16 protein-coding genes are annotated in these 14,844 nt (G+C 66.1%); 2 read left to right on the top strand and 14 right to left on the bottom strand.

The features are described 5' to 3' along the window. Nucleotides 1-13: 13 nt before the first annotated feature. Nucleotides 14-685 (top strand): SIMPL domain-containing protein, encoded by a 672-nt coding sequence (locus ACZ0AA_RS02990; RefSeq protein WP_463512105.1) that lies wholly within the window; start codon nt 14-16, stop codon nt 683-685. A 10-nt stretch (nt 686-695) separates the two neighbouring features. On the opposite strand, the gene hflX is transcribed toward ACZ0AA_RS02990, so the two are convergent. Beyond that, complete coding sequence (hflX, locus tag ACZ0AA_RS02985; protein ID WP_463512104.1) at nt 696-2,207, bottom strand: GTPase HflX; 1,512 nt, start codon at nt 2,205-2,207, stop codon at nt 696-698. Between the two features lie 68 nt (nt 2,208-2,275). On the opposite strand from hflX, the gene ACZ0AA_RS02980 reads away from it, so the two are divergent. Further along, nucleotides 2,276-2,917, top strand: a complete 642-nt coding sequence (locus tag ACZ0AA_RS02980) for a class I SAM-dependent methyltransferase (RefSeq protein WP_400860762.1) — start codon at nt 2,276-2,278, stop codon at nt 2,915-2,917. A gap of 19 nt (nt 2,918-2,936) precedes the next feature. Here the strand turns inward: ACZ0AA_RS02980 and ACZ0AA_RS02975 are convergent, their stop codons facing one another. From ACZ0AA_RS02975 to ACZ0AA_RS02915, 13 genes are all read right to left on the bottom strand, one after another. Next, nucleotides 2,937-3,590, bottom strand: a complete 654-nt coding sequence (locus ACZ0AA_RS02975; RefSeq protein WP_463512103.1) for an HAD family hydrolase — start codon at nt 3,588-3,590, stop codon at nt 2,937-2,939. Continuing rightward, nucleotides 3,590-4,462, bottom strand: coding sequence for a diaminopimelate epimerase (gene dapF / locus ACZ0AA_RS02970; protein ID WP_463512102.1), 873 nt, complete (start codon nt 4,460-4,462; stop codon nt 3,590-3,592). The genes ACZ0AA_RS02975 and dapF overlap by 1 nt, the downstream gene beginning before the upstream one ends. A gap of 22 nt (nt 4,463-4,484) precedes the next feature. Next, nucleotides 4,485-4,961, bottom strand: a complete 477-nt coding sequence (locus ACZ0AA_RS02965; RefSeq protein WP_463512101.1) for a GNAT family acetyltransferase — start codon at nt 4,959-4,961, stop codon at nt 4,485-4,487. Further along, nucleotides 4,954-5,481: a dihydrofolate reductase family protein gene (locus tag ACZ0AA_RS02960; protein ID WP_463512100.1), complete on the bottom strand. Its 528-nt coding sequence runs from the start codon at nt 5,479-5,481 to the stop codon at nt 4,954-4,956. Before ACZ0AA_RS02960 ends, ACZ0AA_RS02965 begins: the two co-directional genes overlap by 8 nt. Before the next feature lie 58 nt (nt 5,482-5,539). After that, on the bottom strand, nt 5,540-6,478 hold the full coding sequence (gene miaA, locus ACZ0AA_RS02955; RefSeq protein WP_463513814.1) for a tRNA (adenosine(37)-N6)-dimethylallyltransferase MiaA: 939 nt from the start codon (nt 6,476-6,478) through the stop codon (nt 5,540-5,542). Nucleotides 6,479-6,492: 14 nt separating this feature from the next. Next, entirely contained in the window at nt 6,493-8,040 is a 1,548-nt protein-coding gene (miaB, locus tag ACZ0AA_RS02950; protein WP_463512099.1) for a tRNA (N6-isopentenyl adenosine(37)-C2)-methylthiotransferase MiaB, read from the bottom strand. A gap of 69 nt (nt 8,041-8,109) precedes the next feature. Next, nucleotides 8,110-8,949, bottom strand: a complete 840-nt coding sequence (locus ACZ0AA_RS02945) for a regulatory protein RecX (protein ID WP_463512098.1) — start codon at nt 8,947-8,949, stop codon at nt 8,110-8,112. 39 nt (nt 8,950-8,988) lie between these two features. Beyond that, nucleotides 8,989-10,032: a recombinase RecA gene (recA, locus tag ACZ0AA_RS02940; RefSeq protein ID WP_311257506.1), complete on the bottom strand. Its 1,044-nt coding sequence runs from the start codon at nt 10,030-10,032 to the stop codon at nt 8,989-8,991. A gap of 267 nt (nt 10,033-10,299) precedes the next feature. Beyond that, on the bottom strand, nt 10,300-10,524 hold the full coding sequence (locus ACZ0AA_RS02935) for a DUF3046 domain-containing protein (protein WP_400860774.1): 225 nt from the start codon (nt 10,522-10,524) through the stop codon (nt 10,300-10,302). Nucleotides 10,525-10,548: 24 nt separating this feature from the next. After that, nucleotides 10,549-10,857 carry a helix-turn-helix domain-containing protein gene (locus ACZ0AA_RS02930; protein WP_042541772.1) on the bottom strand — a complete coding sequence of 103 codons (309 nt, stop codon included), beginning with the start codon at nt 10,855-10,857 and terminating at the stop codon, nt 10,549-10,551. Nucleotides 10,858-10,998: 141 nt separating this feature from the next. After that, nucleotides 10,999-11,481: a CinA family protein gene (locus tag ACZ0AA_RS02925; protein WP_463512097.1), complete on the bottom strand. Its 483-nt coding sequence runs from the start codon at nt 11,479-11,481 to the stop codon at nt 10,999-11,001. After that, nucleotides 11,478-12,053, bottom strand: a complete 576-nt coding sequence (gene pgsA, locus ACZ0AA_RS02920; RefSeq protein ID WP_463512096.1) for a CDP-diacylglycerol--glycerol-3-phosphate 3-phosphatidyltransferase — start codon at nt 12,051-12,053, stop codon at nt 11,478-11,480. The genes ACZ0AA_RS02925 and pgsA overlap by 4 nt, the downstream gene beginning before the upstream one ends. Then, entirely contained in the window at nt 12,053-14,788 is a 2,736-nt protein-coding gene (locus ACZ0AA_RS02915) for an FtsK/SpoIIIE family DNA translocase (RefSeq protein WP_463512095.1), read from the bottom strand. Before ACZ0AA_RS02915 ends, pgsA begins: the two co-directional genes overlap by 1 nt. Between the last annotated feature and the right edge of the window lie 56 nt (nt 14,789-14,844).

Here is a 14,844-nt window from a genome sequence, read left to right as displayed (position 1 = left end):
GTAGAGTCACGGCATGAGCGAAGTCACTGTCACCGTCCGCGGCGAACACGAGGCGCGGCTCGCGCCCGAACGCGCCACCATCCGCGTCACCGTCCGCGCAGAAGGCGCCGACCGCGCATCGGTGGTCGACCGCGTCATGCATCTCACCGAGCCGGTTCGCGAGAGCATCACCACGCGGCGGGACACGGGCATCGTCGTCGACTGGTCGAGCAAACGCCTCTCCGTTCGCGCCGAACGTCCGTGGAACAGCGAGGGCAAGCGACTCGCGCCCGTGTACTACGCCAGTATCGATCTGACTGCGACCTTCGGCGAGGCATCCGAGCTCTCGCTCTGGGTCTCGGACGTATCGGCATGGGACGGAGTCGAGGTCGGCTGGGTCAACTGGCATCTCACCACCGAGACGAGTTCGCGGATAGAACGAGAGGTCGCGGCGGAGGCGGTCGGAGTGGCCGTCACCCGTGCACAGGCGTACGCGACAGCGCTCGGACTCGGCACCGTCGTCCCTGTCGAGATCGCCGATGTCGGACTGATCGCGCCCGCCCCCGTCCAGCCGTTCGCCGGGGTGGCGAAGATGCGCGGGGCCATGATGCAGGAGTCCGCAGACGCGGGTGGAGCGTCGATGGAGTACGAGCCCGACGAGATCGTCATCTCGGCAACAGTCGAGGCGCGGTTCCTCGCGCGTTGAACCTCGCCCGTCAGACGCGCACGGCGAAGGGCGCGAGATCGGCCGCGAGCCGCTCCGACACTCGCGCGTGCACGACGGTGCCCTGTTCGCTGTGCTCGACCGACAGCAGCATCCCCGTCTCATGGATCGCTGCGACCAGATCACCGCGGTCATAAGGAACCACCGCGTGCACCTCGACTGCGGGCTTCGGAAGCGCCTCTTCGATGGCCGCTCGAAGCTCCTCGATGCCCTCACCCGACCGCGACGAGACGAAGTGCGCTCTCGGCTCGAGGCCCTGCAGCACGAGGCGCTCGTCGTCGGCGATCAGATCCGCCTTGTTGAAGACGACAAGCTCCGGCATGTCGCGGACGCCGACGTCGCCCATCACGTCACGCACCGTCTGCAGCTGACCGGCGGGATCGGGGTGCGATCCGTCGACCACGTGCAGCACGACATCCGCATCGCCGACCTCTTCGAGCGTCGAACGGAACGCCTCCACGAGCTGGTGCGGAAGGTTGCGAACGAACCCGACGGTGTCGGTCAGCGTGTAGACGCGCCCGTCCGAGGTCTCCGACCGGCGTACGGTCGCATCCAGCGTCGCGAACAGGGCGTTCTCCACGAGGACCCCGGCGCTCGTCAGCGCGTTGAGCAGGCTCGACTTGCCGGCGTTGGTGTATCCGGCGATGGCGACAGATGGGATCGTGTTGCGCTTGCGCTCGGCACGCTTGGCTTCTCGGGCCGGACCGAAGTCGCGGATCTGACGCCGCAGAAGCGCCATCTTGGTGCGGATGCGGCGACGGTCGAGTTCGATCTTCGTCTCACCGGGGCCACGTGAGCCCATACCGGCACCGCCGGCGCCGACCTGGCCACCCGCCTGACGGCTCATCGAGTCGCCCCAGCCGCGCAGACGCGGCAGCAGGTACTCGAGCTGCGCCAGCTCGACCTGGGCCTTGCCCTCGCGACTCTTGGCGTGCTGACTGAAGATGTCGAGGATCACGGTGGTGCGATCGATGACCTTGACCTTGACGACGTCCTCGAGGGCGCGTCGCTGGCTGGGGGCGAGTTCGGTGTCTGCGATCACGGTGTCTGCACCGGTGGCTGCGACGATGCCCTTCAACTCCTGAGCCTTGCCGCGGCCGATGTAGGTCGCAGCGTCCGGATGCGGCCGTCGCTGGAGAACGCCGTCGAGCACGACCGCGCCTGCTGTCTCGGCGAGTGCCGCCAGCTCGCGGAGCGAGTTCTCTGCATCGTCCTGGGCACCCTGCGGATACACGCCGACCAACACCACGTTCTCGAGCCGGAGCTGACGGTACTCGACCTCTGTGACGTCTTCGAGTTCGGTGGAGAGACCGCCGACGCGCCGCAGCGCATGACGATCCTCGAGGTCCCACTGGTCGCCGTCCGAGGACGCGTGCGAGGCCGTCGAATGGTCCTGCAGCGCCTGTGCGGCGCCGAAGACACGTGCCTCCGTTCGCTTCTCCGCATTCGCGAGTACGCGATCGACTGCTTCGTCACCGGTGGAGTGTGTGCTGGTCTCCGTCATCCGTCCCTTATCTCTGGGTTTTGTTGCGAGCCTTAACCTTAGCCCGCACTGTCCGCTACGCTCACGGTATGGGGTCCGACCATTACTTCACCGCGGCCCCGGCAAGCCCCGAGAACCTGCGATCGATCCGTGTGACGCTCGCAGGCCGTGAGCTGGACGTCACCACCGCTGGTGGCGTCTTCAGCCCGGATCGGCTGGATGCCGGTACTGCCGTCCTTCTCGCAAACATGCCTCCCGTTCCGCCGGGAGGCAATCTTCTCGACCTCGGGAGCGGGTGGGGGCCCGTGACGTTGTCGATGGCCCTGGCCTCACCTCACGCGACCGTCTGGGCTGTCGACGTGAACGAGCGAGCCCTCGATCTCGTACGGCGCAACGCCGCGGCTCATGGTCTCAAGAACATCAACGCATCTCTCCCCGAGGATGTTCCCGCCGATGTGACATTCCGTTCGATCCGGTCGAATCCTCCGATCAGAGTCGGCAAGAACGAACTTCACGGACTGCTCGAGAAGTGGATCCCTCGGCTGGACGAGCGCAGCGATGCGTGGCTCGTCGTGCAGCGCAACCTCGGCGCGGATTCGCTGCAGCGCTGGATCGGCGCGACGTTCCATCCCGGTTTCAGCGTCCACCGGACTGCGACCTCGAAGGGATACCGGATCCTGAAGGTGCGCAAGCACGGCACCCCGCCCACCGAGCCGATCACGCTCGTCTGAGGCGTCGCGTCGTCGGTGATCATCGACGCACGAGCTCGGGAAGATCGCGCATGTCCGTGAACACTATGGCGCCTTCGCGTTCCAGCCACTCGGCCGGGGTCAGTCCACCGGCGTAGCCGAGAACCCGCATGCCCGCGGCCCGGGCTGCCTGCGCTCCGAATCGGCTGTCCTCGACCACCACGCAGCGTTCCGGGTCGACACCGAGACGCTCGGCCGCGTGCAGGAACAGGTCCGGAGCAGGCTTGCCGTTCGCGACGTCGTCGGCGCTGAAGATCCGTCCAGCGAATCGCGGAAGAAGGCCGGTCTGCGCCAGGTTCCTCCAGATCTTCGCATGAGATCCGCTCGATGCGACACATGTCGCCGTCGTGATCTCGTCGAGTGCTGCCTCTACCCCGGCCACTGCCGTCAACTCGCGTGCGAACGCGTCGAGGTACCACGACTGGTACGGCGCCTCCCAGTCGTCGGGAAGCGATCTCCCGAGATGCGCTTCGATCTCAGCACGGAAATACGCGGAGGAGCGTCCGACGAATCGGTGCAGGATCTCGTCGTGTGAGATGGCCCATCCGAGATCCGCGAGAACCCTGCGGTCCACCTCGATCGACACCTTCTCGCTGTCGACGAGGACACCGTCGCAGTCGAAGACGACCAGGTCGGGCCGGTCGGTCGCCTGCATCAGATCAGGTCGACCTCGCCGCTGAAGACGAGCTGGGCCGGTCCGGCGAGGGCGACGTGCTCACCGTCTTCGGCGGGGAACATGCGCACGCCGAGCGTGCCGCCCGGCACGTCCACGCGCCAATTGTCCGGCGCCTTCTCACCTGCCCAATAGCGCACAGCCAGAGCAGTGGCAGCGACACCCGTGCCACAGCTGAGGGTCTCCCCCACCCCGCGCTCTGAGACGCGCATGGAGACGTGTCCGATCCCGTCCCTCACGAGCGGCTCCCCCGGGACGACGAACTCCACGTTCGCACCTGCGGGCGGTGTCGGATCGAGGATGGGAGCGCGGTGGAGCTCGAGGGACGCCAGCTCTGCGTCGGAGGCGAGTGCGACCACGACATGCGGATTTCCGACGTCGATACCGAGGCCGGGCCTCGTGACGGGCAGCCCGTCGGCGGTGACGAGCGGGTCGCCGCCGGAGAGCTTCCACAGGCCGAGGTCCACCTGGTAACCCGTATCGCTGCGTGTGACGTCACGCACGCCGGCACGTGTCCCGATCGGGAGTGTGGAGCCGGGCTCGATCGTGGCGAGGCCGGAGCGCACGAGGTAGTGCGCGAAGACCCTGATGCCGTTGCCGCACATCTCGGCGAGGGAACCGTCTGCATTGCGGTAGTCCATGAACCACTCGGCAGCCGGCTCTTCCGCGAGTGCCGCCTTCCCGTCGGCGATCGCCGCAGAGCGAACGACGCGAAGGATGCCGTCGGCGCCGATGCCTCGGTGCCGATCGCAGAGTACGGAGACCTGCTCGGCGCTCAACTCGAGAACGCCGTCGGGGTCGGCGATGATGACGAAGTCGTTGCCGGTCCCGTGCCCTTTGGTGAATGCGACCATCCACCCAGTCTAGAGATCTCGGCTAGGCGTCGACGATCAGACGCCTTCCCGTGTTCGACACGGAGAAGCGCTCGTACCCGAGGTCATCGTAGAAGCCCAGCGCACCCTCGTTGCCTTCTCTGACCATGAGCTGCACCTTCGGACATCCCATATCGAGAAGCAGCCGTTCGGCCTCTCGGACGAGCGAGCGCGCGATCCCTTGACGGCGGTGCGACTTTGCGGTCGCCAGGTAGTAGAGCCATCCTCTGTGCCCGTCGTAACCAGCCATCACCGTGCCGATGATCCGCGGTGAGGTCGGCCTCGCCTCGCCGTCCTCGACGACCAGGAACAGCTCGGGCTGCACGGTGAGCTTGCGCTCGATGTCGAGCCGGGGGTCGTTCCATGGCCGTGTGAGTCCCGCCTCGCTCCACAGAGCGACCACAGACTCAGTGTCGGACGGATCGAAGGCCCTCACCGCCCAGTTCTCCGTCGAGGGCACGGGAGTCGACGACTCAGCCACGACGCACGCGGTAGCGGCCGCACATGAAGTTACGGTTGCGGGCGACCTCGAGAAGCTCGAGATCCAGAGCCCTCGGCAGCAACGGCGCCCCTGAACCGAGTGTCACAGGCGCGTATTGCACCCACACCTCATCGAGAAGACCGGCGTCGGCGAACTGCCCGGCCAGATCACCACCGCCGACGACCCAGAGATCCTTTCCGCCTGCGGCGGCGACCATCTCGGAGTGAACCGCGGTCACATCGCCCTCGGCGATGCGAATGTTCGCGTCGGCCGGAAGCTCGAGTGGTCGGTGGGCGAAGACCCAGGTGGGCTGCTCATACCCCCACCGGCCCTCCTCATGGTTCATGACCCATTCGAAGGTCGATGCTCCCATCGCCAACGCGCCGATCGTCTTCTCGAAGGATGCGTAGGACATGGGGCCGTCTTCGTCGATGTCCTGCTTCAGCAGCCAGTCGAGGGAGTGCTGGTCGGTCGCGATGAAGCCGTCGATGCTGCTCGCGGTGTAGAAGTGCGTTGCCATCTTCCAACCTTCTCATCGGGCACCGACATCAGCCACCGAGACCGGTGCGTCGGGCGCCTCAGGGCGCGACGAGCGACGCGACGTCTACGGGCGGTTCGTACCACGCGAGTCCGGGATACCGCTTGAACCAGGAGACCTGGCGGCGGGCGTAGCGTCGAGTGAGCGCCTGCGTCTCGGCGATGGCCTCGACCTGGGTGAGGCGGCCATCGATCTGCGCAAGAGCCTGGGTGTAGCCGATAGCACGCTGCGCCGTCACGCCGTCTTCGAGCCCGTGCCCTCGGAGCTCTCGCGCTTCATCGACCAGTCCCGCTTCCCACATGCGTTCGACCCGGGCGTCCAGCCGCTCGACCAGCGCTGCACGTTCGACGTGCAGACCGATCAGACGCGTGCCGGACTGCCAGAGTGCAGGCTGTTCGGGCAGAGCGGCGCCGTGCGTGGCACTGCCCTGTTCGATCACCTCGAGAGCGCGGATCACTCGTCTGCCGTTCTTGGGATCGACGCGGGACGCCGTCGCGGGGTCGAGCGCACGCAGCCGCTCGAGCATTCCGTGCACGCCCTCACTGTCGAGCTCGCGCTCCAGCCGCTCACGGATCACCGGATCGCGGGGCGGGAAGGCGAAGTCGAACACCACGCTGGAGACGTACAGACCCGACCCGCCGACGAGGATGGCATCGGCGCCACGCTGTTGGATGTCGGTGATCACGGAACGCGCCAGCGGCTGGTACCAGGCGACGGCGGCTTCTTCGTGCACCTCCCGGACGTCGAACAGGTGGTGCGGGATACCGCGGCGGTCAGCCGGCGCGAGTTTCGCTGTGCCGATGTCCATTCCGCGGTACAGCTGCATGGCATCGGCGTTCACGATCTCGGCGGCGTTGCCTCGACTGCGCAGCGTCTCAGCGAGATCGAGGGCGAGATCGCTCTTGCCCGTGCCCGTCGCACCCACGACCGCCCAGAGCCGCGGAACCCTGTCCGCGCCCTTCGACGCCGGAGCGGTCATGCCTCGAGCAGCGGTCACCTGCCGACGCGGAGCGTCGGAAGGCCGAGTGACACGGCGCGGGTGCCGTCGCCGGAGCTCGGTGCAGGCACGGCACACGACTCCGCCTGTCCGCGGTCCCAGGCGTCCCCACCGCGTGTGCGGCGGATCCGCAGCGCGGAGCCCGTCGGGTCGTCTGCGAGCAGGTGGAACGGGGCCGCATGGGTGATCGTCACCGAGACCACGTCGCCGGGTCGCGGGACAGCGGATCCGGGGGTGACTTCGAAGTGCACGAGGCGGTTGTCCTCGGCGCGTCCGGTGAGTCTGTGGGTCTCGGCGTCCTTCTTGCCTTCACCCGTCGAGACGAGCACCTCGACCACGCGTCCGACCTGCTTCTGGTTCTCCTCGAGGCAGATGCGCTCTTGAAGCGCCATCAGCCGGTTGTAGCGTGCCTGCACGACCGCCTTCGGAACCTGGTCTTCCATGGTCGCAGCGGGTGTGCCCTCGCGGATCGAGTACTGGAACGTGAAGGCACTCGAGAACCGTGCCTGTTCGACAACCCGCATCGTGTCTTCGAAGTCCTCCTCGGTTTCACCGGGGAATCCGACGATTATGTCGGTGGTGATCGCAGCGTGCGGAATACGATCACGGACGCGATCCAGGATTCCGAGGAACTTCTCGCTGCGGTACGAACGGCGCATGGCCTTGAGGATGCGGTCGCTGCCCGATTGGAGCGGCATGTGAAGCTGCGGCATCACGTTGGGAGTCTCCGCCATCGCGTCGATCACGTCGTCGGTGAATGCGGCGGGGTGGGGACTCGTGAAGCGGATGCGCTCGAGCCCGTCGATCTCACCCGCAGCGCGAAGCAGCTTGCCGAAAGCCTGCCGATCGCCGAACTCCACCCCGTAGGAGTTGACGTTCTGTCCGAGCAGGGTGACCTCGATGGCGCCGTCGTCGACGAGCAGGCGGATCTCATTCAGGATGTCGCCCGGGCGGCGGTCCTTCTCCTTGCCACGAAGGCTCGGAACGATGCAGAAGGTGCAGGTGTTGTTGCATCCGACCGAGATCGAGACCCAACCGCTGTGCGCAGAATCCCGTTTGGTCGGAAGCGTCGACGGGAACACCTCGAGCGACTCGAGGATCTCGAGCTCCGCGTCTCCGTTGTGGCGCGCGCGCTCGAGAAGTCCGGGAAGCGAACCCATGTTGTGCGTGCCGAAGACGACGTCGACCCAGGGCGCCTTATCGAGCACCGCCTGCTTGTCCATCTGCGCCAGGCAGCCGCCGACGGCGATCTGCATCCCGTCCTTGCGTCGCTTGACCGACGCGAGCTGGCCCAGTGTGCCGTAGAGCTTGCCTGCGGCATTGTCGCGCACCGCGCACGTGTTGATGATGACCACGTCGGCCTCGGCGCCATCAGTCGCGCGGACATATCCGGCGCTCTCGAGCGAACCCGAGAGTCGTTCCGAATCGTGGACGTTCATCTGGCAGCCGAAAGTGCGGACCTCGTACGAGCGCTGGCGCCCGTCGAGGTCGATTGCTGCTGACGACGACGCGATGATCGTCGGCTCACTGCGAGGGATAGTCATGATCTCCCCATTCTACGAGCCGATCCCAGACGTCGCCGCTGTGGCGAGAGCTTGAGGCCCTCGCCGTCGTCAGTCCGAGTCGACGAATCGCACGCCCGATGACGACGACCCGAAAGAGGCCTCGGCAAGAGCAGATTTCGCGGCCGTCATCGCGATGGCGCCGTTGTAGCCACGGCGAGACAACTGACCGACGAGGCGCCGCAACGCAGTGTCGCCGTCCAGCCGAGACATCGCTCGCGCCTTCGATCGCGCGTATTCGAGCGCGCGCTCGGCGTCATCGTCGGGAACGTCGTCGAGCGCCGCATCGATCACCTCGCGAGGGATGCCGCGTTGCGACAGTGCCCTCGACAGCGCTACCCGTCCCTGCCCCTTGCGCTCGATTCCGGACGTCACGAGTTGTCCCGCGAGAAGGGCGTCGTCGAGGTAGCCGCGCCGACAGAAATCGTCGATCACGTCGTCGATCACCGCCGAATCGAGCCGTTCGGCGTTCTGTCCATAGCCCCTCAGAACCATCCGCGCCTCTGACAGGGAGAGCGATCGAGTCCGCAGCTTGCGGACGAGAAGCTCCTCAGCCTCGGCGCGCAGCTGCGCGGGGTCGACTCCCACGACGTCGTCTGATCCCGTGTCCTGGGCCTGCAATGCACGCAACCTCGGGGCAGACCGAGCTGCTGCGCCGCGGGCGGGATGACGCTCACTGGGGCCACGCGAATCGATGGGTGCGACCGGGTTCGAATCACGGTTCGATCCGTCGTCGTCTGTCGACTTCCACAGCCCGGCGTCGGCGGACGAACGAGTCGTCACGCCCTCGCCCTCCGGATCCCGGCGGGCCTGCTTCGCCCGCGTGTCATCACGACCGAAGAGAGGGATGATGGGGGCGAGCTGCTCGGGCCCGCCCCCGCCATCACTCACGGTTCGCTCCGGCTGCTTCACAACCGCGAACCATCATGGTCATGCCGGACGGCGCTCGGCGAGCTCGTCGGCAGGCGCCTCGGTGGCTCCCCCGATGCCGAGCTTCTGCTTGATCTGCGTCTCGATCGCAAGCGCGACGTCGGGATTCTTGAGCAGGAACGATCGAGCGTTCTCCTTGCCCTGACCGAGCTGGTCACCGTCGTAGGTGTACCACGAGCCGGACTTCTTCACGATGCCGTGCTCCACACCGAAGTCGATCAAGCTGCCCTCGCGCGAGATGCCGATGCCATACAGGATGTCGAACTCCGCCTGCTTGAAAGGCGGAGCCATCTTGTTCTTCACCACCTTGACTCTGGTGCGGTTTCCGACTGCGTCGGTGCCGTCCTTCAGCGTCTCGATGCGGCGGATGTCCATGCGGACCGACGCATAGAACTTCAGCGCCTTTCCACCTGCGGTCGTCTCGGGTGATCCGAAGAAGACGCCGATCTTCTCGCGCAGCTGGTTGATGAAGATCATCGTGGTGTTCGTCTGGTTGAGCCCACCGGTGAGCTTTCGCAGCGCCTGCGACATCAGTCGGGCCTGCAGACCCACGTGCGAGTCACCCATCTCGCCCTCGATCTCGGCCCGGGGCACGAGAGCCGCGACGGAGTCGATGACGATCAGGTCGATGGCGCCGGATCGGACGAGCATGTCTGCGATCTCGAGAGCCTGCTCACCCGTATCGGGCTGCGAGACGAGAAGGGCGTCGATGTCGACACCGAGCTTCGCGGCGTAGTCGGGGTCGAGCGCATGCTCGGCGTCGATGAAGGCCGCGATCCCACCAGCGCGCTGTGCATTCGCGATCGCGTGCAGCGTGAGCGTCGTCTTACCCGAGGATTCGGGGCCGTAGATCTCGACGATTCGTCCACGCGGGAGCCCACCGACGCCGAGGGCGACGTCGAGAGCGATGGAACCGGTCGGAATGACGGCGACGGGTGCGCGCTCGTCGCTGCCCAGTCTCATGACCGAGCCTTTTCCGAACTGACGGTCGATCTGGGCGAGGGCTGTCTCGAGGGACTTCTCGCGGTCAGCGGGTGATGGCATGACGTGCTCCTTATGCTCGCGTGGTGCCGCCTGTAGGCTGTCGCGGTCCTCCCGGCTGGGCGGAACTCTCCGACAAGGCGTATGGCTCTTCGGCTTGCTTTTCACCGTACGAGGCACCTCGGACATTGCGTCGTCAGCTCCGCGAAACAGGGAGAACACCGTCTCTGAACCACTTGTGCAGAAGACTACGCCCGTTTCGAACACATATTCGACGACACGCCGCTACGGCGTGTCGTTAGTCGAACGCGTGTCGAACGCGTCAGGGCGTCATCGCTTGCGCGGTTCGAGGCGCCCGGCCCCGTGCCGCCGCTCCTGAGGCACATCGGTCTCGGCGCACAGCGCCAGCCAGATGTCACGCGGAGGTACGCCGGCATCCAATGCCTGGTCGGCAGTACGGCCGGACAGCTGAGTCAGGATGAGGTCGCTGATGAGAGACGACCCTCGACCACCGAATTCCGCGTCGACTGCGCGGAGGAACTCACTGCGACGCATCAGAGGATGAAGAGGATCCGAAGCTCAGTGGAGCGAGAGCTCTGGCTCTACGGAAGCCACGAGGTCATCCGGAACGACATCAGGGAAGACCTGGATGCCCTCGAGCACGGAGATGCGGTCTCCCACCTCTCGCATGATGATCGAGATGGGAACATCCAGAGCATCGGCCACCGAGGCGAGAATCTCGCTCGACGCCTCCTTCTGGCCCCGCTCGACCTCGCTGAGATAGCCGAGTGCCACAGATGCCTTGCTCGCAACCTGCCGGAGCGTACGCCCCTTCTGCAGGCGGAAGTCCCTCAGCACATCGCCGATTTCTTGTCGTACAAGAATCATCGGAACCTCCTCCCAGATCGCCTTCTCGAGGTCTCCCTCAAGGAGACCGCCAGTCTAGTCCTACCGACCTTCACAAAATCTACCTTCGCACGCTGTGCTTTCGGTGTGAGCACATAGGGGATAACGGAACGTCCGCATCAGCTATTCCCGGAGGATCCGCGCGAGCATCGCCACGGCCGCGTCGACCGCTTGAGCCCGGACCTGCGCGCGATCGCCGTCGAACCTGAATGACTCGCTCACAGAGGAATCCGGCGTCACGACGGCGATGTGCACTGTTCCGACGGGCTGACCGTCCGGTGACTCCGGTCCAGCGATCCCCGTTGTCGAGACGCCGACGTCGGCGGGAGTTCCCGAGACCTCCAGGGCGCGGCGCACCCCCGCTGCCATCTGCAGCGCGACGCCGGGATGCACCGGTCCATGCGCGTCGAGCAGTCCGTCGTCGACGCCCAGCAGTGTGTGCTTCACCGGGGTGGCATAGGCGACGATCGCTCCCCGCAACACCGCCGATGCACCTGGCACCGAGACGAACTCTGCAGCGAGAGCGCCGCCCGTCAGCGACTCCGCGATACCGAGGGTCCAGCCACGATCTACCAGCGCGGCGAGCACCTCCGACGCAGACGTCACGACGGCTTCCGTGACCCTCGCACCTGAGCCACGATGTAGTCGATGCCGCTCGCCACCGTGAGGATCAGCGCCAGGATCATCAGGATGGCGGTCCCGACCACCCACAGCTGGGCCCCGATCACCACGTGCAGCGGGAGCAGCGCCCAGGAGAGCGCCACGGCCTGGACCGCAGTCTTGACCTTGCCCATCCACGCGGCAGCCACGACGTGCTCCTTCGCGACCATGAGGCGGTGGATCGTGATGCCCCACTCGCGGATCAGGATCACGATCACGACCCACCAGTTGAGCTCACCGAGCACGGCCAGGCCGATGAAGCCCGCCCCGGTGAGCAGCTTGTCGGCGATCGGGTCCCACAGCTTGCCGAAGTCCGAGACGATGTTGTGGCGACGTGCGAGGTAGCCGTCGACCCAGTCGGTGGAGATGCCCACGACGAAGAGGATCGCCGCAACCCATCGGATGACGATGTCGTCGAGCCCGTACGTTCCGCCCATCAGGAGCAGGACGAAGAAGATCACCGCGAGCGGGATGCGCGCGATGGTTATCGCGTTGGGAAGCTGCCGTGGAATACTCATCAGTCTCTTCCTGTCAGTCCCCAGGCGTCTTCGTCGCCGTCGTCTTCAGCCTCGACCACCGGCAGCCCCTGGAACTGGGCCTCGATCGGGTCGTGCGGCGCTCCGGCCGCGGTCGCGGCGGCGGGAGCGGCGGGCTTCGGCGGAGCATCGTCACCTCGCAGCTTCGCCATGACCTGGGGCAGTTGCTCGGCCGTCGCCAGCACGTCACGTGCCTTGGACCCTTCGGACGGGCCGACGATCTCTCGCGACTCGAGGAGGTCCATCAGGCGACCTGCCTTGGCGAAGCCGACACGCAACTTTCGCTGCAGCATCGACGTCGAGCCGAACTGCGAAGACACGATGAGTTCGGCTGCCGCGAGAAGGAGTTCGAGGTCGTCCCCGATGTCCTCGTCGACCTCCTTCTTCTTCGTCGGCTCCAGCGCTTCCTGCACATCCGCGCGGTAGTCGGGACGGGCCTGACGCGTGACGTGCTTGACGACCGCGTCGATCTCCTTCTCATCGACCCACGCACCCTGCAGACGGAACGGCTTGGATGATCCCATCGGCGAGAACAGGGCGTCACCTTGGCCGATCAGCTTGTCAGCACCGGGGCTGTCGAGGATCACGCGGCTGTCCGTGACGCTCGTCACGGCGAAAGCGAGGCGCGACGGCACGTTGGCCTTGATCAGACCGGTGACGACGTCGACGCTCGGTCGCTGCGTCGCGAGCACCAGGTGGATGCCGGACGCGCGCGCCAGCTGGGTGATGCGGACGATCGAGTCCTCGACATCTCGCGGCGCGACCATCATCAGGTCTGCGAGCTCATCGACCACCACGAGGAGATACGGGTAGGGCTTGAGGACACGTTCACTGCCGACCGGGAGCTCGACCTCTCCGGCGCGCACCGCCCGATTGAAGTCGTCGATGTGGCGGAATCCGAACGACGCGAGGTCGTCGTACCGCATGTCCATCTCCTTCACGACCCACTGGAGAGCCTCGGCGGCCTTCTTCGGGTTCGTGATGATCGGTGTGATCAGGTGCGGCACTCCCGCATAGCTGGTCAGCTCGACGCGCTTCGGGTCGATCAGGACCATCCGCACGTCGGTGGGCCGAGCGCGCATGAGAAGGCTCGTGATCATCGAGTTCACGAAGCTGGACTTACCCGACCCTGTGGAACCGGCGACCAGGAGGTGCGGCATCTTCGCGAGGTTCGCGATGACGATGTTGCCGCCGACGTCCTTTCCGACGCCGATCGTCATCGGATGAGTGCTCTTGTGCGCTGCCGGAGACCGGAGCACATCCCCGAGCGCCACCATCTCCTTATCGGCGTTCGGGATCTCGATGCCGATCGCGCTCTTGCCCGGGATCGGCGACAGGATCCGCACGTCGTTGGATGCGACCGCGTAGGCGAAGTTGTTGCTCAGCTGAAGGATCTTCTCGACCTTGACACCATGGCCGACCTCCACCTCGTACTGAGTGACCGTCGGACCACGCGAGAATCCGGTGACCTTCGCATCGACCTTGAACTGCGTCAGCACGCTCGTGATCTGCTCGATCACCTTGTCGGTCGCTTCGGACCGCATGACCGGAGGTGGGCCTTCGACCAGGAGTCCCGGCGAGGGAAGCACGTAGGGAGTCACGGGCGCCTGCGGGCCCCGCTCCCCCGGCCCTGCGGTTCCGAAGCCGTCGAGTCCCGGCAGCTCGGGCATCTCGCCCGTGTCGGACTCGTCATCGAGAAGTGCGGTGGTCTGCTGCCCGGCCAACGACTCGGTTACCGAGCGCACGTCTGACAGCACCTCAGTCGCGGCATCCGAGGGGTTCTCCACGACGACGGCCTGGTCGTATGCAGGAGTCGGCTCCGAGGTGGTGAGCAGAGCGGTGATGTCGTCGGATCCGAGAGTCCCCTCGTCGGGATCCTCCTCGCGACCGGTCTTGTTGCGTCGCCACCACGGCAGGACATCCGGATCGTCGACCTTGTCTGCCTCATCGACCGCGGCGGCATCCTTCGCGGTCTTCTCCGGCCGCTCGGCGTCGAACATCCACGCGTAGAGATCTCCGAGTCGCTGACCGATGCGGTTCGGCGGGGTCTTGGTCAGGATCAGGACGCTGAGAACGGCGAGGACCGACAGCACGACGTACGCACCGACCGCGGTGAGGTAGGAGAGCGGCTCCCCGAGCATCCAGCCGAACAGTCCGCCCGCCTCGCTGAGCGCGGGCATGCCGTCCTTGGGCTGTGGCCGCACGAGCAGCCCCGCGGAATCGGCACGGCCGGCAGCCGTGTGGCAGAAGCCCGCGAGCGCGAGGATAAACAGTCCGAACCCGATGCCGATCCGCCCGTTGTCATGCACGGACGACGGGTGACGGAACAGCCAGCCGGCGAGCAGCAGGAGCAGGACCGGCATGACGAAGGCCACGCGTCCGACCAGAAGCCCCACCGAGTAGGCACTGATGTTGGCAGCGACCTCGTTGCCGATGAAGAACCACTCGTTGACCGCTCCGGCGATCGCCAACAGCACGAGCAGGAGGGGGAAGCCGTCGCGCCGATCGTCCTTCTCGAGGGTCTCGGGACCGAATGCTCGGAACAGTCCCCCGACACCATGGGCGAGGCCGTTCCAGGCCCGCACCGCCACAGGCGGCTTGTCGATCTCGTCGATGTACTTCTTGGGCGCTGCCTGAGCCTTCGGAGCAGCCTGCCTCTTCGGGCGAGGCGTGGCGCTCTCGGACGCGCGCGCTGACTTCGTGGTACTCCTGGCCATGATCTCACGTTACGTCGAGAGGCCGACAATCCCCGTAATGACGCGGCATTCCGGTG

Source organism: Microbacterium sp. AC035, from assembly GCF_979258485.1.
This window is presented reverse-complemented; position numbering and strand designations above follow the sequence as displayed.